This window comes from Pseudomonadota bacterium (assembly GCA_008501635.1).
Lineage (GTDB): Bacteria > Pseudomonadota > Gammaproteobacteria > QQUJ01 > QQUJ01 > QQUJ01.
The window spans coordinates 101754-123827 of record QQUJ01000022.1 but is presented as its reverse complement, the minus strand read 5'-3'; the positions used below and the strand labels follow the sequence as shown (position 1 = coordinate 123827).

The following is a 22074-nucleotide window of genomic DNA, read 5'->3' as shown; positions in this document are numbered from 1 at the left end:
CAACAGCCCTGTCATCCCTCTGTCATAGTTCCTTGTTGTAATCCGCGCGCAACAACGCTGAAAGAGAGGGTTTTCGATGATGACTCGGGTCTTGATCGTCGAAGACGAAGCAGCCATAGGCGCCATGACCGCTCTCGCCCTGGAACAGGCGGGGCTCGAAGTTGACGAAGCCGATAATGCCACGTTGGCGCGGGAGAAGATCAATGACCGGCTCCCCGATCTGATTCTTCTGGATGGGATGCTGCCGGTGTCAGCGGACTGGAGTTTGTCCGGCGCCTGCGTCGTGAAGGGCTGATTCGCGAGGTGCCCGTCATGATGCTCACGGCGTGCGTCGAGGAGCATGATGAAATCCGCGGCTACCTCGAAACCCTGAGCGAAACGGAGGACAAGCTGCCTCCCACCAAGCGTAAGGTGCTATTCCAGATCATGGAACAGCGGTCGCGTCGCATGGAGCGACTGCCGGAGGATCTGTTGCTGCCGTCGCACTTGGATGCCGAGGGGGGGTGGGTTGCCATCTCTGTCGCCAGTGGCCATACCGACAAGGCAGAGCGACGTGTGTGAGGGTGCGCAACTGATGAGCGGCGGACGCCACACCTTTGTGCGGGAAGTGGATCAATCGCAGTGCTTGCCTGGCGTGGACAGCGAACTGCGCAGCGCTTGAAACGTCCCCTGAGCGCGACGGCCGACTAGCTGAATATCCCCTTGAGGATGTAAAAGAAGAGCACCGCCAGGATGGCGCCGGCCGGCAAAGTCACGATCCACGACATGAAGATCATGCGTACTACCCGCATATTGAGCGCCCCGATTCCGCGGGCCATGCCGACGCCCAGTACGCCCCCCACCAGGGTGTGCGTGGTGGAGATGGGAAGCCCTGTACCTGAAGCCAAGACGACGGTGATGGCCGCGGCCAAGGTGGCAGCAAATCCACGGCTTGGGGTGAGATCGGTAATGCCGCTACCCATTGTAGCGATGACGCGCTGACCGTAGGTGATGAGCCCCAGCACGATGCCGCCCCCGCCGAGCAGCAGTATCCAGGTGCTGAGCCTGGCCTCCGAGCCCACTTGCCCGCTTTGAATGATGCTCACCACCGCTGCCACCGGGCCGATGGCATTGGCAACATCGTTGGAACCGTGAGCAAAAGCCATGGCGCAGGCCGTGACTATCATCAGCACGCCGAATACCTTCTCGACATTGGTGAAGTGAAACGCGCGATCCGCGCTGGGATCGATCTTCAGGCGCTTGATCGCGATGTGACCGACGATAGCGACGGCAACACCCACTACCACAGCCAGGGTATAGGACTCGGCACTCGAAAGGTGCAAGCCGATGTGCTTGAGTCCCTTGAGCAGGGTCACCAGGGCAATGACGAATCCGACCAGAAAGATGTAACCGGGCGCGTATCGACGGGCGTTGCGCAGCGGGTCTTCGGTTTCCAGTATCAGGCGTTGCACGCTGGTGAAGAGCAGAAAGGCGATGGTTCCCGCCATCAGCGGCGAGATCACCCAGCTCATGGCGATGGAGATGATCTTCCCCCATTTAACCGCCTCGATACCTACTCCGACCGCTGCAAACCCCACCACCGCGCCGACAATGGAGTGGGTCGTGGAAACGGGCCATCCGAAACGCGTGGCCACCAGTAACCAGATGCCCGCTGCCAACAGCGCAGCCAGCATGCCGAAGACCAATAATTCGGGTTGGTCAACGAACAGGCTGGCATCGACGATACTCTGGCGGATGGTGGCGGTGACCTGCCCGCCGGCGAGAAACGCCCCCGCGAATTCGAATACGGCGGCAATGATCACGGCCTGCCTGATAGTGACCGCCTTGGAACCCACCGAGGTGCCCATGGCGTTGGCGACATCATTGGCGCCAATGCCCCAGGCCATGAACAAGCCGAATACTCCTGCGAGGACAAGAAGAGCGACATCGTGTTCCATGGTCGTTCTCCGTCAGCGTGCCAGCATGAGTTGGAGACGACTACCCACGCGTTGCGCGCGGTCGCCCAGATCGCCAATCCAGTCGATGATCTGATAGAGGAACATCACCTTTACCGGCGGCCAGGTATCCTCGATCTTGTACAGCTCGGCGCGCACCTGGATCTGGATCGTGTCGGTGTCGCTCTCGACGCGATCGAGCTCTTTGAGCATGGATTCGACAATGTCCACCTCATGACCGCGGAAGCCGGTTTCGACCAGTTCGTCGAGTTCGTTGATGGCGCGCTGGGCCTGGGAGGCCGCGTCAACCGAACGTTGCACGAACTCGCGCATCAGTCCCGCCACGGAGGGCGGTATCACCATCTTGCGACCCAAAATTATCCCCGCGATGTCTTTGGCTTTATTGGCGATCTTGTCCTGCATCGTGAGCACTTCCAGCAGGTCGCGGCGTGATACCGGCAGCATCATCCCTTTGGGCAGCTGCAGACGCAGCTCCTTTTTAAGCGTGTCGGCCTCTTCTTCGCGTTGGGAGATCAGGTTGTAGCGTTCTTCGACGGCGGGCCAGTCCTCAGCCAGCACGGCTTCAAAATAGGGAATCAGCTCTTCGACGCAGGCGCACACTTTCTCCATATGGCGCTGCAGCGGGCTGACGGGCGATTTGCCGAACAGTCGACTAAAGTAGTTGGAGGCCATAAATGCTTGCTTTTAGATTGCGGTTCAATTTGGGTAGCGGCGCAGTATATCACCCGCTGCGACAGCGAATCTCGAGGACTGCCGTGTCATATGGCTGAAAACAAGTGCTGATAATGTCATTGCCCACATCTGGTGTTGGCCGTGATCAAGGCCATTACCGATTGGAAGCGTATCGGCGATGACGCCGAGCGCATCGCGGGCATCGATGCGGTGGCCGCCTTGGCCGTGGTGAGGAGCGAGCGGCAGATCGATCGTGAATAGGGGGCCATTATGCGTCAGGCGATCACCTTCATGATGGAGGATCAACGCACCCGTGGCCGTTGCCTGGATATCATCTGGTTGGCACGCGCACTGGAGTGCATTGGGGATCATGCACGCAATATCCGCGAGTACATCATCCATCCGGCAGGGGGAAAAGACATCCGCCATACCTCACTCGACAAGGTCGAGGCGATCGTTCGCGCCCACGAGTGAGTGCGCTCAGGGAACCTTGCGGACCGGATCGGCGGCGCTGCGGCGGATCAGTTCACCCGGTGCTTCGGCCAGGCGAAACGCGAAGACGGTATAACTGCCGGTGGTTTCGAGCATCTTGGTCAAACTGATGTGGATTATCACATCGCCCATCTCCAACGCGAGTAAACTGCCGACATCATAGACACCGGCCGGTACGATAATCGCCGTGGCCTTCTCGCGTGGATCTGCGCGCGGTATCAGGAGCGAGCGAAAAAATCCACCGCCCTTGCCAACGCCCTGGACCGAGCGCGTAGCGACGGCCAGGGCGTTTCGCGAAAGCCGCTTGATACCGATCTCCAGGTCTCCATCCTTGCGCTGTAGGAGCCAGCGGATCGCACCCACCCGCCAGTTGGCAGGGTCGCGGAGCGGGCCGATTTCGTAGACCACGAGCTCGCCTACCTGAAGCTTCAGCGGCGAGCTGGGGCTGCAGCGTACGCACAATCCACCGACGCTTTCATCCAATTGAAACAACGGTGCGGCAGGAAAGGCCGGATCGGCGGGTGACTCATCGGGCTCGCGGTTCTTGGTGACGTAGATCTGATGCCAGACGTCCGACGATCGATCGCGCGCCGTATAGCTTGCGCCATGATTTCCCGAACTCAACCTGTCCTTGTGGTCTGTAAAGCCGTCTTGACGCCACGGTTGAAAATCTTCGGGTACCAATTCCAGGTTGCTGCTGCTCTTTTGGCGAATCTCCAGCTCGGTCCTTTCGGGCTCAAAGGGTTGCTCGGCGCTGATGTAATAGTGGCAGGCGCTCAGCGAACTGGCCAGGGTGATCTCCGAGAGATGCTGGGTACGCGGAAACCGACGCCGTCTGCGTACCGTCCACGCCCGCTCCAAGCGCAACAGGAGGTCGCGTTCCTGACGTGATGCGCGCGAATTCGCGAGATCCCCCGCGGCAATGATCTCTTTGAGGCGCAACGAAATCTGCCGCAGCAAACCATCCAGCCCAAAGGCGTAAGCGTCCTCGATATCCGGATTGTCCGCACTCAGCGCATAGCGCGGGGGCGCATCGGTCGCCAGATCGACGTAGTACACGCCCTCGGGTGGGCGTGGGCCTGCCATCTGAGTGAGCGTTGCTTGCGGCGCCCAGTCATTGAGCCACTGGTAGACTTTGCGCGCTTCACCGCTCATCAGCTGGTAGGGGTTGGAGAGTGCCAACAGCGAGATAGTGAGGTAGAGGTGGGTGATCTCATCGGCCATCGACTCCGGGTTGTGATATCCCTCGTCGCGGGCAAAGGCAAAGAGCTGATGGATATCGCTCCATATCCCTTCCTGCACCGGTGCGTAACAGCTGTAGCTATGGACTACCAACTCAGCCAGATAGTGACTGGCCTTATGCGTTGCGGTGCGGAGGCGGCCCTTTTTTCCTGGCACGAGCCGGGCGTTGGCGAGTTCGACGACGATGATCTTATAGGCGGTGGCGAGCGTGCGCAGCAAATCGCCGACCAGAGTGGCAGTCTGCGCCGGTTTTGCGGTCATTGGGAAAGCGGTGCGCTGGGGTTGCCTGCAAAGAGCTGCGATCAGGTTCGCTACCAGGGGTTCGCACTGGGTCAGTACCGCCTCCCGGTCGGTTGCACTTACCGCGGTATGGTTGAGCCGCTGCAGCAGGGTCAGGAGGCGGGAGGTGGCCTCTGCGGTATTGGCAACCGGTAGGCTCTCCAGCCACTGGGGGATGCGGTTCAATTGTGTGGGAAGCGTGTTTTCGGAGCCTGGCTTCCGCACTGGTATGTTCAATCGGGGGACATTCATCTTCTATCCAAAACCTGCGCTTGAGTCTGCGGGCCAGGGCTACTTTCAGGGCACGCCATTCTTATTCGGTTGATCTCCCGGAGAGTATTAATCAATTATTCTGTTCTGTAAATGCAGTATTTTTTAAATTATTGATTTGTCGGGTGTAATCCTTCGAGTACTTGTGAAACAGGGAGTAGCACACCGGAATGAACAGCAGGGACACGAGCAGAGAGAAACTCAGTCCTGAAACGATCGTCACAGCGAGTGGCTGGAGCAACTCGGCGCCTTCGCCCAACCCTAAGGCAAGCGGCAGCATGCCCATCACGGTGGTCAGTGTGGTCATCAGGATAGGGCGCAACCGCAGACGCGCGGCTTCGATAATCGATTCGGTCAGGGTGTGGCCACGGGCGCGTACGAGATCGATGTACTCAACCAGAACGATGGCGTTGTTCACCACAATGCCGGCGAGCATGATCATCCCCAACCAGACCGGCATGGAGAGGGGTACCTTGGTGAGGGTGAGCCCCAACGCGACGCCAATGGCGGCGAAGGGCACACCCACGAGTATCACCAGGGGGTTGCGCAGCGATTCGTACTGCACCGCCATCACCACAAAAACCAGAAACAGCGCCAGAGGGAGCAGAATTCCGGTCATGCGCCGTCCTTCCTGCAGGGCCTCGGCGGCGCCCGCATCGTACAACGTGTAGCCGTCGGGAAAGGGAACTCCCTCCAGCGCAGCCTCGATGGCGGGTCGAACGTTGCCCAACGTTGTCCCTTCTTCGAGTCCTGCGCCGATTTCCGTGATGCGGCGTTGATTGTCGCGGCGGATTTCCGCGGATGCCGCATGTACGCTGACACTGGCGACATCCCCAAGGTGTACAGCCGGACGGCTGGCCTCTCCGGGGAACAGCAGCAGCGACTCGAGATCCCGCGGATTGCGGGTGGCCGCTGCGGGCAGCTGCAGGCGGATGGTGAAACTGCGATCGCCATCCAGGTAATCGGTGACTGCCAATCCGCTGAGTGCGATGCGCAACGCCTGCCCCAACGCCTCCTGGTCCAGGCGCAGCACCGCAAGACGATCCCGGTCCGGCGTTATGGTGATCTCCTGGGTTACCTCTTCTCCGCTGTGCTCAACGTTGGTCAGGCCGGGGATGACACGCAACGCCTCGGCGACACGTTCACCCAATTGGCGCAGCACCGCCAGTTCGGGCCCCTGAATGCGCAGGCTGATCTGTTCCTCGCCGCGACCGATGCGAATACCGCGGATACCGCGGTTGGCGATGCGCACGCTGACCCCGGCCAGTCGCTCCCTGGCGATCACACGGCGCATCTCCTGTATCCACGCCTCGGTTCCCAGGGCACGCTCGCTACGCGGTACGAGCTGGATCTTCAACGAGGCCCGGTTGGGGGATTCGTACTGGGAGCGGCCGAAGACGTTGCCACCGCTGATGGTGAAAACCGAAACGGTCTCCGGCCGCGCTTCGATCAATCGTTCAATACGTGCCACGCTGCGATCGAGCTCTTCCAGCGAAACGCCGGGATCGGCCACGATGCGAATATAGATGCGTCCATCGTCAAGGTTGGGCAGAAAAATCTGCTTGTCCGCTTTGAATGCCGGCAACGCAGATACCAAGCCAGCGACGAACAGCGCCACCACCCCCCAGCGCAACCAGCCGTGGTTGAGCAGGGCGTCCACCAGGTGACCGTAACCCCTCTCCAGCCCACGCATGCCCGCATCGATCGTCCTGCGCACACGGCCTTGCTCGTTGTCAGAAACCCGCGCAGCCCAGGCGGGCACCAGGGTGAGTGCCACCACCATCGAGGCGAAGATCGCCGCCGAGATGGTGAATATCAGTTCGCGAAACAGCAGTCCCACCAGACCGCCGACGAAGAGAAACGGCAGAATGGCCGCGAGGTTGGTGCTGGTCGAGGCGACGATAGGGCTATTGACCTCTGCGGCTGCCGCAGTGGCGGCATCGGCGTCAAAATCCGGTTGGCGCTGGTGGCGCACGATGTTCTCCAGCATGACGATGGTGCTGTCGACAAGCATGCCGACACCCACAGCCAGTCCCCCCAGGGTCATGACGTTGAGAGTCAAATCGCCCAAGGCCATGCACGAGAAGGTCACCATCAGGGCGATGGGGATCGCCGAACCGATAATCAGCGTGCGGCGCAGATTTCCGAGAAACAGATAGACGACTACCATCGCCAGAAATCCGCCGGCGAGCGCTGCGCCCCAGGCATTATTCAGGGCGTTGCGGATGAACAGGGATTCGTCCTCGACTTTGTAGACCTCGACATCGTCCGGTATCACGCGCTGCTCGCGGAGCCAGGCGAGCCGTGCCTCTACAGCGTCGACTACGGTCACCGTGTTGGCGGTGGGCTGCTTTTGAACGGATAATTTGATGCCCTGCACGCCATTGACCCGGATGTAGAGGCGTTGCTGTTCGTGGCTGTCAACCACGGAGGCCACATCCTCCAGACGGATCACACCGCCATCGGCCAGTTGTATCGGTAGCTGGGCGATCTGCTCAAGACTGGTGAAACGGCCGCGGGTGCGTCCGGGGAAGGTCTGGCGCTGCATATCGAGCCGTCCGGCAGCCTCGTCGAGGTTGCCCTGGCGCAGGGCGTTGATCAGGTCGTCGTAGTCCAGTCCCAGGGCGGCAAGGCGCTTGATGTCTGGCAGCACCTGGATCTCGCGTTCAATGCCCCCGCCGACCTCGATGGCGGCGACGCCTGGCAGATTGAGAAACCATTTCGCGAATACATCGTCGACCCAGGTGGAGAGTTCCACGGGATCGCGCAACGGCGAGCGCACCACGTACTCGATGGCAGGAATCTGCGAGGGATCGCGCTTGAAGACGACAGGAGGTTCGATGGTATCGGGCAGAAAGCGCTTGGCGCGATCGAGGCGTGAGCTGGCATCGCGCAGCGCCGTGTCGATGTCGGTGCCGTAGGGGAAGTTGAGCTCCAGGGCGCTGCGCCCCTCGGTGGTTGTCGATTCCACGGAAATCGCGTCTTCGGTGATCGCGAGCTGCTCCTCCAGCTGGCGGGTGATGACATCCTCCATGATGGTGGCCGGAACGCCGGGATCGATGATGCGCACCCCGATGCTGGGGTAGATGATTTTCGGCAGCAGATCGACGGTCAATCGCTGCAGCGACACCGCGCCCAGCACCACCAGGGCCAGCGCGATCATGGTCACCCCCACGGGATGACGGATCGACCACGCAGCCAGACCGCCACCCAGGGATTGCAGATGTTGCCTATTGGCCACTTGCCTGCTCCATGCTCTTGTCGGGTTGGGGTTGCTTGGCACCCGGGGTTGGTTCGGTGACACGCTTTACCGATTTTCCATCGCTCAACCCCAGGAATCCCTTTACAACGATCTGCTCCCCTTCGCTGAGCCCGTCCAGGACCGCGATCTGATCACCAAAGATCAGACCGCTGCGCACCGGCTGACGTTTCACCTTTTCGTTGTCCCCCAGCACGTAGACGTATTCGCCCGCGGCATCGTGGCGCACCGCGGCGAAGGGGATCAGTTTGCGTTCGATGGCGGGGAGGGTCAGCGTGACACGACACAGTTGCCCGGGACGGGCGCCCGCAGGCACCGGGTCCAGGGCGATTTCTACCGTACCGGTGCGGGTCTTGGGGTCGATGTTGGGGTAGATACGTTGAATGCGCCCGGAATTACCGACATCTGCGAGGGCATCGATGCGTACCTCAACCGCATCACCCTCCTTGAGATACGGGATCAGCAGCTCAGATACCGGGACGTCGGTGACCAGGGATGAAGGGTCGCTCAGAGTAGCGAGATGACTGTAGCGCGGTACGACGTCGCCAGGTTCGACCAGGCGCTCGGTGACGACGCCTTCGAAGGGGGCCAGTATGCGCGTATAGCCGATGCGCGTGCGCAGCAGGACCTCCTCGGCCTGCGCGACCTCCAGCGTTGTGCTGGCGCGCGTCAGTCCCTCGTCGGTTGCCAGATTGCGCCGTTCCAGTTCCCGCAAGCGACGAATCTCCTGCTCGGCTTGACGCCGGGTGGCGGCGGCCTTATCGAGCTGAGCCCTGAGCAACGCGTCGTCCATCAGGATCAGGGGGGCGCCGACAGGCACTGTATCACCCTCGAAGGAAGTGACCTGGGTAATACGGCCCTCCTCCTGGTTGAAGATGCGTACCGTGCGTCGCGCCCGCAGCGTGCCTGTGCGCACCGTGGTGTAGCGCCCTGCGCCACGCAGTACCGGCGCTGTAGCGACGAGATGCGGCGGCCGCACTGACTTGGCGGTGGTTTTGCCGTTTTCCGCGGGAGGGGAGCAAGCGGACAATGTTGCGCCCGCGCCCAGGCAGATAGCGATGCCTAGGCAGTATCGAAGCGCAGTTTGGGCTATAGCCATGAAGGGAGATCACTCCGGGTTGGTGAAGATCGCAATGTTCTGAGGTGGGTTTTGAGTAATTAAAAACGGCCACCGTCCTGAAGTCGTCGCAGCGCTAAAGTACAATATGCCAAAGCTTACGTCGGCGACAGTGGTGGTCGTCAGAATATTCTTCCTTATAGAAGGACTCTCGATCAATGATTTTACGAGCGGTGTGTGTAGCTGGAATGCTGATTGGACCGGCGGTTGCCCAGGCGAACTCCCTCGGCGTGGCTCTGAGCAATGACGCAGCTCGCTTCGAGTTCCAAACCACCTATACGGGCTTGGGTTTGAACAACGCCGACCTTGCCTTCAGCATCACCTATAACGATGATAACGATTGGTTGGGAGGGGCCCAGCTCTCCGTGTTCGGTGATGCCGCCGCGGCCGGTTCGGGCTTGCACGCGGGAGCCGGTGTCAGTCTGGTCGTGGGTGATGCCGGTGGTGAGGATCTGCTGGCCATCGGCCTGGGTGCGCGGATTCGCTACATCTTCCCCGAGGCCAATCGCTTCGCCATTACGGCACAGGGCTATTTCGCCCCCGAAATAACCGCGTTTCTTGACAGCGAGGGTTACAGTGACTGGTCAGTGCAGGGTGAATACGAACTGACCCGCAATGCACACGTATTCGTCGGCTATCGGGCCATCGAGGTGGAGCTGGACCGTCGCAGCGACGTCGATGTGGAAAAGGGTATGTACGTCGGGCTCAAACTGATTTTCTGAACCGAACGCGCTAGCGGGCAATATCAGGCGGTGCATCGTCGGAGTTGGCGTTGCAGTCTGTAACGGCATTCCGCGCCAAACCGGAGCGAGGGGGTATGGTGGGCCCGCCAGGACTCGAACCTGGGACCAAGGGATTATGAGTCCCCTGCTCTAACCAACTGAGCTACAGGCCCTGCGCTGTAAATCGCTGACAACCTGGGATGGGTCGATCCTATTCCAGATCGAGGAAACTGCGCAGCTGCTCCGAACGCGCCGGATGGCGCAGTTTGCGCAGCGCCTTGGCTTCGATCTGGCGAATGCGTTCGCGGGTAACGTCGAACTGTTTGCCCACCTCTTCCAGTGTGTGGTCGGTATTCATGTCGATGCCGAAACGCATGCGCAGCACCTTCGCCTCGCGCGGGGTGAGGCTGCCCAACACCGAGCGAGTCGCCTCGCGCAGCCCCTCGGTGGTCGCGGCGTCTATGGGTGAGAGGACCGTGGAGTCCTCGATAAAATCGCCCAGATGCGAGTCCTCGTCATCACCGATCGGTGTTTCCATGGAGATCGGTTCTTTGGCGATTTTCAGCACCTTGCGCACCTTGTCCTCAGGCATCTCCATGCGTTCGGAGAGTTCTTCAGGCGTGGGCTCACGGCCCATCTCCTGCAGCATCTGGCGCGAGATGCGATTGAGCTTGTTGATAGTCTCGATCATGTGTACCGGGATGCGAATGGTGCGCGCCTGATCGGCAATAGAGCGGGTGATCGCCTGGCGTATCCACCAGGTGGCGTAGGTTGAAAACTTGTAGCCGCGGCGATATTCGAACTTGTCCACCGCCTTCATCAGGCCGATGTTTCCCTCCTGAATAAGATCCAGGAACTGCAATCCGCGGTTGGTGTATTTCTTGGCGATGGAGATCACCAAGCGAAGGTTGGCTTCGACCATCTCCTTTTTGGCGCGACGCGCTTTAGCCTCGCCGATTGACATACGGCGATTGATCTCCTTGATCTCGCTGATTTGCACGCCAACCGCCTTTTCGATGGCGATCAGCCTGTTTTGCGCACGGATCACATCGTCGCGATGTCCTTCCAAAGCGCTGGCGTATTTTCCGTTCTTTTTGATCTGACGATCGACCCACTTGGTATCGGTCTCGTTATCCGGGAAGCTGGTGATGAACTCCTTGCGCGGCATACCAGACTGTTTGACGCAGAGTTCCATGATGACTCGTTCCTGACTGCGGATGCTTTCGACCACGTCGCGCATCAGCGATACCAACTCGTCCATGAACGGGGAGGCATGCTTGAACTCCATGAAACACTCGGCCATCTCGGCGCGCAGCTTGAGCCCTTTCGGTTTGCCGGAGTCGCCTTTCGGGATGGTTGCAATGAACTTATCGTGCAGGACTGCAAGTTCGGTCAGCCGTGCTTTCATCTCCTCCGGATCGGGACCCGTATCCTCTGGCTCTGATGTTGAAGCGTCATCGTCATCATCATCAGCGGAGTCGGAATCCTCAGCGCTGGGAGTCGCCTCTTCAGCCTGGGTGCCGCCGTTGTTGCCGTTGGCGGGGATAACGGGGGCGTCGTCGTCGAGTTCGGCAGGGTCGACAAAACCGGTGACAAGATCGTTGAGACGGCCTTCTCCCGCTTGGACCAGATCAAAGCGCGCCAGCAATTCCGAGATAGTGCCCGGGAAATCCGCCAGGGCAAGCCGGACTTGGCGCAGCCCATCGTCGATGCGCTTGGCGATCTTGATCTCGCCAGCGCGAGTCAGCAGTTCGACGGATCCCATCTCGCGCATATACATGCGCACGGGGTCGGTGGTGCGACCGAAATCGCTGTCGACAGAAGCCAGGGTGGCGACCGCCTCCTCGGTGTCATCATCGTCGCTACTGACATTGCCGTCGGAGAGAACCAGGGTATCCATATCCGGCGCCTGTTCGTGCACCGTGATTCCCATGTCATTGATCATGTTGACGATATCCTCGATCTGCTCGGGATCGACGATGTCTTCGGGCAAATGGTCGTTAACCTCGCTATAGGTTAAGAAGCCTTGCTCTTTTCCTTTAGCGATCAGTAACTTGAGTCTTGATTGCTGCTGTTCTCGGTCCATGCGGTCTTTATGCCGGGCGTACGATTACGGTGAACGAAACGAATTTGCCAGAATACCAAAAATACCGGTATCCGGTCTAGCACGGGATGATCTGGCGGATTCAGGTTGACTAACTATCGGCTTCTTCGGCCAGCAGTTTATGCAGTTCCTCAAATTCTTCATCGGAAATCGATCTTGCCTTCAGTTTGTCCTTGAGCGCCCGCACACGAAATTGCCGTCGTAAGCCATGCTTTTGCGAATCGCTAAGTTCCGATGGACTAAAGGCTCGTGTCGAGATATCGGACTCTCGGCGTACAAGTTCGTTCAAGCGTTCCAATGCATCGAGGAACTCCTTTTCGAGCCCGCTATTGTCGAGGTGAGGCTCGCTGCTCGCCAGTTTGGCGAGATGCTTCCCCTCTTCACTGCCCCGCCAATGCTCCAGGATGCCGCCTGTTGTTATATGTGGTTGAACTTTGGTTAATTCAAGCAGATCGGCGAGCAATTTCACGCCTGGCAACTGCAATTCTTGCCAGCTTGGAGGGTTAACCACACGCTCGCCCAGGCTGGGACGATGCAACAGGGCGCTAATCGCGGACCTTACCGCTGAAGGTGTCGACGAGCCCTTGCGGTGGGATGAATCCGGCTGCTTGACGGACGAGGTTGGGTTGTCGAGAAGTTTTGTCAGTTGTTCCGGCCGCAGACCGGCGATTTGTGCCGTTTGATTGATCAGCAATTGATGCAGGGCTCCCCCGGGTACGGTATTGAGCAGCGGGCGCGCGAGATCCACAAAACGGGCGCGACCATCAAGGGTGGCGACGTTGGTTTGCTCTTGCAGGGTGCGAAACAGGAACTCTGAGAGCGCAAGTGCCTCGCTCAATCGCTTGCGAAAGGCAGTCTGTCCCTCGTTTCGCACCAGGCTATCGGGGTCTTCACCCTCCGGAAGGAATAGAAAATGGGCCTGGCGGCCATCACGCAGCGTAGGCAGGGTGTTCTCCAATGCCCGCCAAGCCGCTTGGCGACCGGCGCGATCACCGTCGAAACAAAAGACCAGGTGACTGGTGCATCGGTATAGCGCCTCTAGGTGCTCGCGAGTGGTTGCAGTGCCAAGGGTGCCGACCGCACCGTCGATGCCGTGCTGCGTCAGCGCCACCACATCCATATACCCCTCGACCACCAACAGGTGCTCGGGCCGCCCCTTGTGCTGCAGCGCTTCATAAAGCCCGTAGAGCTCGCGGCCTTTGTGAAATACGGGGCTTTCCGGTGAGTTCATGTACTTGGGGCCATCGTCATCCAGTGCCCGCCCACCGAAACCCACGATGCGACCACGGCGGTCGCGAATCGGGAACATGGCACGGTTGCGGAAGCGGTCATACTCTCGGCCCTGGTCGTTGCGCACTACCAAGCCGAGCTTCAGCAGAGCCTCCCGCGCTGTCGCGCCGGTTCCCAGCTGGCGAATGAGGTTGTCCCAACCCGGTGGCGCAAAACCCATCTCGAAGCGGGCGGCAATATCGCCCGTCAACCCGCGCCCCTTGAGGTAGGAAACGGCTTCCGGTGCGGCCGGGTGCTCGCGCAGCGCGCGACGGTAGTAGGCCGCGGCCTGATCGAGCAATTCATAGAGGCCCTTTTCGGGAGGAGGTGGGATGGCAGCCGATTCTTCGCGGGGTACCGGTAGATTGACGCTTTGCGCCAGATCCTCCACGGCCTCGACGAAGCCCAGGCGGTCGAATTCCATCAGGAAATCCAGTGCGTTGCCGTGCGCTCCGCAGCCGAAGCAATGGTAGAACTGTTTCTCGGCACTGACGGTGAACGACGCGGTCTTTTCCTGGTGGAAGGGGCAGCAGGCCTTGTGATCGCGGCCGGCCTTTTTCAGGGGCACGCGCGCGTCGATCACGTCGACGATATCGACGCGCTGGAGCAGGTCATGGATAAACGATTTGGGGATCAGGCCGGCCATAGCGGCAATGGTACGGTATGCGAGCGGGCGCTGAAACGCCGGGAGTGCCGGAGACAAAAAACCGCCTGTCAAGCGGCGGTTTCTTACAGTTGGGGCTGCGAATACGGTTAGCCAGCCAGTCGCTTTTTAACCTCGGCGCTGACGGCACCGACATCAGCCCGGCCTTGCAGTTGAGGTTTCAGAATCCCCATTACCTTACCCATGTCGCGCATCGATAGAGCGCCGGATTGGGCAATGGCGGTCTCGATGAGGGCCGCGATCTCCGCCTCGCCCAGGGCCTCTGGCAGGTACTCGCCAAGTACCTCGATCTCGTACTGCTCCTGGTCGGCGAGTTCCTGGCGGCCGGCATCCTGGTACTGAGTGATCGAGTCGCGGCGTTGTTTGACCATCTTATCGATCACCGCCAGCACGTCGGCATCGTCGAGCTCGATACGTTCGTCAACCTCGCGTTGTTTGATCGCCGCCATCAATAGGCGGATCACCCCCAGCCGGCGCTTGTCTCCGGCCTTGAGGGCGGTCTTCATATCGGATTGAACGCGCTGTTTGAGCGCTTCGCTCATGGGTGCGGGAGGCTAGTAAAGACGCTCGCGGCGGGCCACTTCCTTGAACAGCTTCTTCTGGTGGCGTTTCACCGCGGCGGCGGCTTTGCGCTTGCGGATCTCAGTGGGCTTTTCGTAGAACTCGCGACGACGCACTTCCGTGAGGGTACCGGCCTTTTCACAGGCGCGCTTGAAGCGGCGCAGGGCGACATCGAAGGGTTCGTTCTCTTTTACGCGAACACTCGGCATACGTATGATTACCTTTTTCCATTGGTGCCAACGCACCCGCCAGGGTGCAAAGAACCGTGAATTCTACTGTCCTCAGCCACCTACTGTAAAGATGCGACCCATTTTGCCTGCCCAATGTTAGTTCTCGGAATCGAAACCTCCTGCGACGAGACGGGTGTCGCACTCTATGACTCGAAGCGGGGGCTTCTGGCTCACGCATTGCACAGCCAGGTGTCCCTGCACGCCGAGTATGGCGGGGTGGTCCCGGAGCTGGCCAGCCGTGATCATGTGCGCAAGACATTGCCCTTGTTGAGGCAGGTTCTGGCCGCGGCAGGTTGCCGGACCGAACAGATAGCCGGAGTGGCCTATACCGCGGGACCGGGTCTGGTCGGCGCCTTACTGGTAGGGGGTGCCATCGGGCGCAGTCTCGCGTGGGCCTGTGGAGTCCCCGCAGTCGGGGTTCATCACATGGAAGGACACCTGCTCGCGCCAATGTTGGAGGAGAACCCGCCCCGGTTTCCCTTTATTGCGCTACTAGTTTCCGGTGGACACTCCCAACTGGTAGAGGTTCTCGGGGTCGGGCGCTATCGGGTACTGGGCGATACGCTTGACGATGCCGTTGGCGAGGCTTTCGATAAGACGGCCAAGCTCTTGGGCCTGGGGTACCCGGGCGGTCCGGCGCTGGCGCGACTGGCAGAGCAGGGTGATCCGCAGCGCTTCACCTTCCCGCGCCCGATGATCAATCGACCTGGGCTCGAATTCAGCTTTAGCGGGCTCAAAACCTTTGCGTTGAACACCATCCAGAGCTCCGGTGATGATCCCCAGACCAGGGCCGATATAGCCCGGGCCTTTCAGGATGCGGTGGTCGAAACCCTGGTGATCAAGTGTCGTCGAGCGTTACGCGAGACCGGCATGAGCACCCTGATCGTTGCCGGTGGCGTGGGTGCCAATCAGGCGTTGCGAAAGGGGCTGGTGGGGATGGCGCAGGCGGAGAACGCGCGGGTTGCATTCCCGCGCCTGGAGTTTTGTACCGACAACGGGGCGATGATCGCCTACGCGGGATGTCTTCGTCTGCAGGCCGGACAGCGTGAACCGCTCTGGTTTTCCGCCGATCCACGCTGGACGCTGGATCAGCTTGTACCCCCTGAGTCAGCGGGAGGTTCCTGATCGGGGCCTTGAATCTTGCCCTCCGTGCCTTCTATCAGGTTCCGGATGTTGCTGCGATGCCGCCAGTAGAGCATTACCGTCATCGCCGCGGTGACCACTACCCACTCCGCAGAGCCTGTCAGCCACCACATCCAAAACGGCGCGCTGGCCGTGGCAACCAGGGCCGCGGCAGACGAGACCTTCACGACGAAGGCCATGAATAGCCAGACACCGCAGGTGGCCAGGCCCACCCAGAAGTGGATGCCGAGCAGTGCACCCAGCATGGTGGCAACCCCTTTGCCGCCTTTGAAGCCGAAGAAGACGGGGTAGAGGTGGCCAAGAAACGCCGCCAGCGCGGTGAGCCCGACGATCAGTGGTTCGACACCCACGAGATGAGCGACCACCACCGGGATGACGCCTTTGAGCATGTCACCGGCGAGGCTGACCGCACCCGCCTTCTTGCCGCCGAAGCGCAGCACGTTGGTGGCGCCGGGATTGCGCGAACCCTCGGTGCGCGGGTCCGGCAGACCCATTAGACGGCAGGCGATGATGGCGCTCGAGATGGAGCCCAACAAATAGCCGAAGACAATGAGGGCGGCGGCGATCATGGCTCGCTATTGGACTTCCTCCGGGTGATCAGGTCAAGGTGCAGGGTTTGGTCTGCCGCGGATGAGCGGCTATAGTTTTCCGCTGTCACCGCCACCTTACGATAGATCATGGATACCATCTTTCTGCACGATCTGCGCGTTGAAACCATCATTGGCATCTACGACTGGGAGCGCACCACGCCGCAGACGGTCAGCGTCGATCTGGAGATGGCCTGGGACACCGCGCGGGCCGCAGCGAGTGACAATATCGCCGACACACTCGACTACAAAGCCGTCGCCAAGCGTCTGCAGGCTTTTGTCAGTGAGAGTCGCTTTCAACTGATCGAGACCCTGGCCGAACACATTGCAACGATCCTTCGCGCAGAGTTCGGCGTGAGCTGGGTACGGGTGACGTTGCACAAACCCGGTGCAGTGCGCGGTTCCAGGGACGTCGGTGTGATCATCGAACGCGGCCAGCGCTGATGCGGCGCGTCTATGTCAGCCTGGGCAGTAATGTCGATCGCGAGCGCCACCTGCGCGGAGGGTTGGACGACCTGCGCCTGGAATTTGGCGAGCTGGCGCTGTCCCCTGTCTACGAGAGCAAGGCGGTGGGCTTCGATGGCGAGCCTTTCCTCAATCTCGTCGCTGCCTTTGTTACCGCACAAAGCATCGAGGCGGTGGATGCCGTGCTGTCACGCATCGAAGAGGCGCATGGTCGCGTGCGTGGCGAAGAGCGTTTTGCGCCGCGCACTCTGGATATCGATCTGCTGCTGTTTGGCGACTGTGTGCTGCAGCGCCCAGGCTTGCAGGTGCCCCGCGAAGAGATTCTCCGCTACGCGTTTGTGTTGCGCCCGTTGGCCGATCTGGCAGGTGCCGAGGTACACCCGTCGCTGCACCGCAGTTACCGTGAACTGTGGCGCGAATTCAATGATCCCACGCAAACACTGCACCCGGTAACAGTCGATTGGGGGGCTCACGCCGGATTGGTGCAGGCGGAGCGATGATAACGGCTGCGCAGGGCGGCCGGTCAGCGGGAAAAAGTTCGTGCCGCGAGGCGCATCTTGCGGACAGGGTCGGGTGGCCCGCCGCAATAACCGGCCTACAGGACAATCGTACGGCCGCCATCCACTGTCAGTACCTGACCACTCATGTAGTCGGCGTCACGGATCAGGAACAGTACCGCACGTGCAATATCGTCCGGCGTTCCCTGGCGTTGCAACAGCGTGGAGCTGATGATCTTGCGGCGCTCCTCTTCGCTGGTGCCCCGCTCCGGCCAGAGGATGACACCCGGCGCCACGGCATTGACGCGGATGGTAGGACCCAGCTCCCGCGCCAGCGCCTTGGTCAGCATGACCAATCCCGCCTTGGCGATACTGTAGGTGGGATGTTCCTTCAACGGGCGGTCGGCGTGGATATCGACAATATTGACGATCACGCCTCCTTCACCGCGCAGCCAGCGCGCCGCAGCCTGCGAAAGAAAGAAGGGGGCACGCAGGTTGGTGCCCAGCAGATCCTCCCACTGCTCCAGCGTCACCTGCCCGACCGGCGTCGGATAGAAACTTGAGGCGTTGTTGACCAGGGCATCGAGCCGGTTCCACGCGCCACGGGCCTCCTCGACAATAGCGCCAAGCGACCCGGTGTCGAGCAGATCGGCTTGGATGAGGTGCACCGACTCCGCGCGCCGTGCCAGAAGTTCTTCGCGCAATGCCGCCGCTTCGGTGTGTGAGCTGCGGTAGTGCAGCACCAGATTCATCTCGCAATCGTGCAGGCGGCGCGCGATGGCGGCACCAATGCGGTGTGCCGCGCCGGTGATCAGGGCAACACGGCCGTTGAGCTTGACTGTCGAGTCGTCCACTGCGAACCTCCCTGCCTCGAATTGCTGCCACTCTAATACACAATCCCCGCTTGTCGCGACCCGTCACCGTGAAGAACCCGCCCAATAATCTACCGCCCCCTGACAAGGATGCCGCGCAGCACTCGGCGCGTGTGGTGGAGCAGCTGCGCAACGCAATGAGGAGTGCTGGCGGCGCGATCCCTTTTGCGCGGTTTATGGAGCTTAGTCTCTATGCGCCGGGGCTGGGGTACTACAGCGCGGGCAGCCGCAAGTTTGGCGCGGCTGGGGATTTTGTCACCGCACCGGAGATCTCGCCGCTTTTCTCCCGCACCCTGGCGCATCAGTATCGCGCGGTGCTCGATGAACTGGACGGTGGCGAGGTACTGGAGATCGGCGCTGGCAGCGGGCGCATGGCAGCCGACAGCCTTGCCGAGTTGGAGCGGCTCGAGGCGTTGCCACAGCGCTATCGCATCCTCGAACTGAGCGGCGAATTACGCCAGCGCCAGCACGAGACGATCGAACGCGATCTGCCGCATCTCGTGGAACGCGTCGAGTGGCTGGACACTCTGCCGGAGGCCGGTTTTCGAGGTGTTATCGTCGGCAACGAGGTAATGGATGCGCTGCCGGTCGAGCGGTTTCGCGTCACCGCCGAGGGTTTGAAAGCACGGCATGTTCGTCAGCAAGGCCATTCCTTCGCATGGCAGGATACTGAGTTGAGTCCCTCCCTGCAGGCAGCGATCGAGGCGTTGCCCGAGTGTCTGAGGGCGCAATGGCCGCGAGGCTATGAATCAGAGATCTGCCTGGCGCTGTCACCCTGGATCGCCACCCTGGCCGCGACCCTGGATACCGGTCTTCTCCTGCTCATCGACTATGGCTTTCCGCGTCACGAGTATTACCACCCCGATCGAAACGACGGCACCCTGATGTGCCACTATCGCCACCGCGCCCACCCCGATCCGCTGATCCTGGCGGGCCTGCAGGATATTACGGCGCATGTCGATTTCACCGCCGTGGCAGAGGCTGCGCACGGCGCGGGGCTGACGGTGGCGGGTTACACCACGCAGACCTATTTTTTGCTCGGAGCGGGAATCAACGCCCTGCTTGATGCGCCCGATCTGGGGATGGAGGAGCGGTTTATCTTGGCTCAGGGCATCAAGAAACTGCTGCTGCCCTCAGAGATGGGAGAGCTGTTCAAGGTGATAGGGCTTACGCGTAATCTGGGCGCGCAACCGCTCGCCGGTTTTGCGCTGAATGATCTGCGGCACAAACTCTGACGCGAACATAAGGGGCGTAGCGATACATGGAATGGTTCAGGCTCGGGCTGTTGGCGCTGGTGCAGGGATTGACCGAATTTCTGCCCATTTCCAGTTCGGCGCACCTCATTCTGCTGCCGAAAATCGCCGGCTGGGAGGATCAGGGGCTCGCCTTTGACGTGGCGGTGCATGTGGGAACGCTCTCGGCGGTGGTCTGGTACTTCCGCCACGAACTGACGCCCATGGGTCGTGACTGGTTCGGTTCGCTGCGCGGGCGGCACAGCCCCGACAGTCGCCTGGCGTGGGCGGTGTTGCTCGGCACCATTCCGGTGGGAGTCGCCGGTCTTGCCTTCAACGATCTGATTGAGTTGCATCTGCGTTCGCCGTTGGTCATCGCAGTCACCACCCTCGGCTTCGGGCTCCTGTTGTGGTGGTCGGATCGGGTCGGGCGGCGCGAACGCGACGAACATACCCTCACCTGGCGTGACGTGTTGGTCGTCGGGGTGGCGCAGGCCATTGCGCTGATACCCGGCACTTCCCGCTCGGGTATCACCATCACTGCCGCGCTGTTCATGGGTCTCGATCGGGTCGGGGCGGCGCGCTTCTCGTTTCTGCTCTCGATACCCGTCATTGTGCTGGCCGGCGGTCTGGAGACCATGAAACTGGTCCGTTCCAGCGAAACGGTAGAGTGGGGGGCGCTGGCTCTCGGGGTGGTGATCTCCGCGCTGAGCGCCTATCTCTGTATTCGGCTTTTTATCGCGCTGCTGCAACGGGTGGGCATGGCGCCGTTTGTCATCTACCGTCTGGTGCTTGGTGCGGTGCTGTTGATGATATTTCTGTGAATGAACTCAAACTGCAACGGCGGCCAATCTGGTTGGCAATCGGTTGCCTGCAGATTGCCCTGGTGATCTGGCTCTCGTTGATCCCGGATCCGGTTTCCATCCCGGTCATCAATGTCTCCGACAAGTTGCAACACGCACTTGCCTACGCCGTTTTGATGGGCTGGTTCGGCCAGCTCTATCAACGCCCCATGATGCGCCTCGGCTACGCCTTCTCGTTTGTCCTGATGGGTGTGGTGCTGGAGTTCGCACAGGGCTTGAGCGGACAACGCGCCTTTGAGGTGGCCGATATGTTCGCCAACACCTTCGGCGTACTGCTTGCGTGGATCGTGTTGCGCAGAGGGGGTGATCAGCTACTGGCCTGGTTCGAACGGCGCGTTATGGGGTTGGCGCCCACTCCCGGCGAATCACCCGAATCGCGCTGAGCCGTTCGCGACGCAGCGCCTGCGCAACGGCTTTTCCCTGCAGGCCTATGGCCACCATCGGGCGTGGATCCACCGCTGCCGCAGCGGCGTGCGCCTGGTGAAACCATTGGGCCTGCGGGTAGGGCCGATCCTCGAAGCCCTTGCGACCGCGACTGTCGGCTTCACAGACGAGAAGAAACTGCGCGAAACGTTCGGGGCGGCGAAAGGCGTCGAGTTTTTCCAGGGTATCGAGGATGGTCGCGGGACGCAGCTCCCCCAGGCGGTGGCAGTGACTATGGAAGCGCGCACCCAACTCGGCGAGCTCACGAAATGCCCGCGGCGCCTTGAAGCGGTCGCAGAGTTCGCGCAAACGCCGGATGCTGCGCCGCTCGTGACCGTGATGGTTGGGCAGAATATCGGCTGGCGTGTCGGCTTTGCCCAGGTCATGGGTGAGCGCGGCGAAACGCACCTCGGCCGAAGTGCTGAGTTTTGTCGCCTGCTCCAGGACCATGAGTGAATGAATGCCGCAATCGATCTCGGGGTGGTGATCGGCCCGCTGCGGGACGCCGAACAGACGGTCGATTTCGGGCAGCAGGCGCGCCAGGGCGCCACATTCGCGCAAGGTTTCGAAGAAGCGCACCGGCTGTGCCTCCATCAGAGCACGGGTCAGCTCGTTCCACACCCGCTCTGCCACCAGGGCGTCGACTTCACCGCTGGCGACCATGACACGCATCAACGCCATGGTTTCGGGGGCTACCGTAAACCCCAGTGGCGCAAAACGCGCCGCGAACCGCGCCACCCGCAGGATGCGCACAGGGTCCTCGCTGAAGGCGGGTGACACATGGCGCAGCAGACGTTTTTTCAGGTCTCGAGCCCCGCCGTAGGGATCGATCAGGCGCTGGTCGCTGTCGCGTGCCATGGCGTTGATGGTCAGATCGCGGCGCAGCAGATCTTCCTCAAGGGTGACGCCGGGGTCGGCGTGTACCATGAATCCGTGGTATCCGGGCGCGCTCTTGCGCTCGGTACGGGCGAGCGCGTACTCCTCGTGGGTCTCGGGATGAAGAAAGACCGGAAAATCGGCACCCACCTGGCGATAACCCTGTGACTTCATCGCCTCGACGGTGGCGCCGACGACCACCCAGTCCCGCTCCCGCACGGGAAGCCCCAGGAGTTCATCGCGCACCGCGCCGCCGACCAGATAGGTGTTCATGGTGCGG

The 22074-nt window shown here is 60.9% G+C and carries 22 protein-coding genes and 1 tRNA gene; 10 read left to right on the top strand and 13 right to left on the bottom strand.

Annotated features, from left to right (window positions below):
- The first annotated feature begins 76 nt into the window (after window positions 1-76).
- Both DWQ09_14450 and DWQ09_14445 read left to right on the top strand, forming a co-directional pair.
- The gene (locus tag DWQ09_14450) at window positions 77-295 is read left to right on the top strand and encodes a response regulator (protein ID KAA3627066.1); all 219 of its coding nucleotides are present in this window, start codon (window positions 77-79) and stop codon (window positions 293-295) included.
- Window positions 296-312: 17 nt separating this feature from the next.
- Window positions 313-561, top strand: a complete 249-nt coding sequence (locus tag DWQ09_14445; GenBank protein ID KAA3627065.1) for a hypothetical protein — start codon at window positions 313-315, stop codon at window positions 559-561.
- 125 nt (window positions 562-686) lie between these two features.
- On the opposite strand, the gene DWQ09_14440 is transcribed toward DWQ09_14445, so the two are convergent.
- Together DWQ09_14440 and DWQ09_14435 are read right to left on the bottom strand one after the other, a co-directional pair.
- The gene (locus DWQ09_14440; protein KAA3627064.1) at window positions 687-1937 is read right to left on the bottom strand and encodes an anion permease; all 1251 of its coding nucleotides are present in this window, start codon (window positions 1935-1937) and stop codon (window positions 687-689) included.
- Between the two features lie 12 nt (window positions 1938-1949).
- Window positions 1950-2627 (bottom strand): TIGR00153 family protein, encoded by a 678-nt coding sequence (locus tag DWQ09_14435; protein KAA3627063.1) that lies wholly within the window; start codon window positions 2625-2627, stop codon window positions 1950-1952.
- A 270-nt stretch (window positions 2628-2897) separates the two neighbouring features.
- On the opposite strand from DWQ09_14435, the gene DWQ09_14430 reads away from it, so the two are divergent.
- Window positions 2898-3101 (top strand): hypothetical protein, encoded by a 204-nt coding sequence (locus DWQ09_14430; GenBank protein ID KAA3627062.1) that lies wholly within the window; start codon window positions 2898-2900, stop codon window positions 3099-3101.
- Between the two features lie 6 nt (window positions 3102-3107).
- Here the strand turns inward: DWQ09_14430 and DWQ09_14425 are convergent, their stop codons facing one another.
- From DWQ09_14425 to DWQ09_14415, 3 genes are all read right to left on the bottom strand, one after another.
- Window positions 3108-4826: a hypothetical protein gene (locus DWQ09_14425; GenBank protein KAA3627061.1), complete on the bottom strand. Its 1719-nt coding sequence runs from the start codon at window positions 4824-4826 to the stop codon at window positions 3108-3110.
- Between the two features lie 157 nt (window positions 4827-4983).
- On the bottom strand, window positions 4984-8073 hold the full coding sequence (locus DWQ09_14420) for an AcrB/AcrD/AcrF family protein (GenBank protein ID KAA3627086.1): 3090 nt from the start codon (window positions 8071-8073) through the stop codon (window positions 4984-4986).
- Between the two features lie 67 nt (window positions 8074-8140).
- Complete coding sequence (locus tag DWQ09_14415; protein KAA3627060.1) at window positions 8141-9268, bottom strand: efflux RND transporter periplasmic adaptor subunit; 1128 nt, start codon at window positions 9266-9268, stop codon at window positions 8141-8143.
- Window positions 9269-9444: 176 nt separating this feature from the next.
- On the opposite strand from DWQ09_14415, the gene DWQ09_14410 reads away from it, so the two are divergent.
- Complete coding sequence (locus DWQ09_14410; protein ID KAA3627059.1) at window positions 9445-10008, top strand: hypothetical protein; 564 nt, start codon at window positions 9445-9447, stop codon at window positions 10006-10008.
- 96 nt (window positions 10009-10104) lie between these two features.
- Here the strand turns inward: DWQ09_14410 and DWQ09_14405 are convergent.
- The 5 genes from DWQ09_14405 to DWQ09_14385 all read right to left on the bottom strand — a co-directional run bounded on the left by DWQ09_14405 (window position 10105) and on the right by DWQ09_14385 (window position 14815).
- Window positions 10105-10181, bottom strand: a tRNA-Met gene (locus DWQ09_14405).
- 38 nt (window positions 10182-10219) lie between these two features.
- Window positions 10220-12094: an RNA polymerase sigma factor RpoD gene (locus tag DWQ09_14400; GenBank protein ID KAA3627058.1), complete on the bottom strand. Its 1875-nt coding sequence runs from the start codon at window positions 12092-12094 to the stop codon at window positions 10220-10222.
- Window positions 12095-12203: 109 nt separating this feature from the next.
- The gene (locus DWQ09_14395) at window positions 12204-14027 is read right to left on the bottom strand and encodes a DNA primase (GenBank protein KAA3627057.1); all 1824 of its coding nucleotides are present in this window, start codon (window positions 14025-14027) and stop codon (window positions 12204-12206) included.
- 107 nt (window positions 14028-14134) lie between these two features.
- Entirely contained in the window at window positions 14135-14587 is a 453-nt protein-coding gene (locus DWQ09_14390; protein ID KAA3627056.1) for a GatB/YqeY domain-containing protein, read from the bottom strand.
- A gap of 12 nt (window positions 14588-14599) precedes the next feature.
- Window positions 14600-14815: a 30S ribosomal protein S21 gene (locus tag DWQ09_14385; GenBank protein KAA3627055.1), complete on the bottom strand. Its 216-nt coding sequence runs from the start codon at window positions 14813-14815 to the stop codon at window positions 14600-14602.
- A gap of 114 nt (window positions 14816-14929) precedes the next feature.
- Between DWQ09_14385 and tsaD the strand changes: the two genes are divergently transcribed.
- Complete coding sequence (gene tsaD, locus DWQ09_14380; protein KAA3627054.1) at window positions 14930-15961, top strand: tRNA (adenosine(37)-N6)-threonylcarbamoyltransferase complex transferase subunit TsaD; 1032 nt, start codon at window positions 14930-14932, stop codon at window positions 15959-15961.
- On the opposite strand, the gene plsY is transcribed toward tsaD, so the two are convergent.
- The gene (gene plsY / locus DWQ09_14375; GenBank protein KAA3627053.1) at window positions 15925-16548 is read right to left on the bottom strand and encodes a glycerol-3-phosphate 1-O-acyltransferase; all 624 of its coding nucleotides are present in this window, start codon (window positions 16546-16548) and stop codon (window positions 15925-15927) included. The two genes, tsaD and plsY, sit on opposite strands and share 37 nt — an antisense overlap.
- 108 nt (window positions 16549-16656) lie before the next feature.
- On the opposite strand from plsY, the gene folB reads away from it, so the two are divergent.
- Together folB and folK are read left to right on the top strand one after the other, a co-directional pair.
- Window positions 16657-17010 carry a dihydroneopterin aldolase gene (folB, locus tag DWQ09_14370; GenBank protein KAA3627052.1) on the top strand — a complete coding sequence of 118 codons (354 nt, stop codon included), beginning with the start codon at window positions 16657-16659 and terminating at the stop codon, window positions 17008-17010.
- Window positions 17010-17531 (top strand): 2-amino-4-hydroxy-6-hydroxymethyldihydropteridine diphosphokinase, encoded by a 522-nt coding sequence (gene folK / locus DWQ09_14365; GenBank protein KAA3627051.1) that lies wholly within the window; start codon window positions 17010-17012, stop codon window positions 17529-17531. Before folB ends, folK begins: the two co-directional genes overlap by 1 nt.
- 95 nt (window positions 17532-17626) lie before the next feature.
- Here the strand turns inward: folK and DWQ09_14360 are convergent, their stop codons facing one another.
- Window positions 17627-18382: a pteridine reductase gene (locus DWQ09_14360; GenBank protein ID KAA3627050.1), complete on the bottom strand. Its 756-nt coding sequence runs from the start codon at window positions 18380-18382 to the stop codon at window positions 17627-17629.
- 155 nt (window positions 18383-18537) lie between these two features.
- Between DWQ09_14360 and DWQ09_14355 the strand changes: the two genes are divergently transcribed.
- From DWQ09_14355 to DWQ09_14345, 3 genes are read left to right on the top strand one after another with little or no spacing between them, the layout of a single operon-like run.
- Complete coding sequence (locus DWQ09_14355; protein ID KAA3627085.1) at window positions 18538-19635, top strand: SAM-dependent methyltransferase; 1098 nt, start codon at window positions 18538-18540, stop codon at window positions 19633-19635.
- 26 nt (window positions 19636-19661) lie between these two features.
- On the top strand, window positions 19662-20456 hold the full coding sequence (locus tag DWQ09_14350; protein KAA3627049.1) for an undecaprenyl-diphosphate phosphatase: 795 nt from the start codon (window positions 19662-19664) through the stop codon (window positions 20454-20456).
- The gene (locus tag DWQ09_14345; GenBank protein ID KAA3627048.1) at window positions 20453-20878 is read left to right on the top strand and encodes a VanZ family protein; all 426 of its coding nucleotides are present in this window, start codon (window positions 20453-20455) and stop codon (window positions 20876-20878) included. The genes DWQ09_14350 and DWQ09_14345 overlap by 4 nt, the downstream gene beginning before the upstream one ends.
- Here the strand turns inward: DWQ09_14345 and DWQ09_14340 are convergent.
- Window positions 20832-22067 (bottom strand): multifunctional CCA addition/repair protein, encoded by a 1236-nt coding sequence (locus DWQ09_14340; protein KAA3627084.1) that lies wholly within the window; start codon window positions 22065-22067, stop codon window positions 20832-20834. The two genes, DWQ09_14345 and DWQ09_14340, sit on opposite strands and share 47 nt — an antisense overlap.
- Window positions 22068-22074 lie beyond the last annotated feature (7 nt).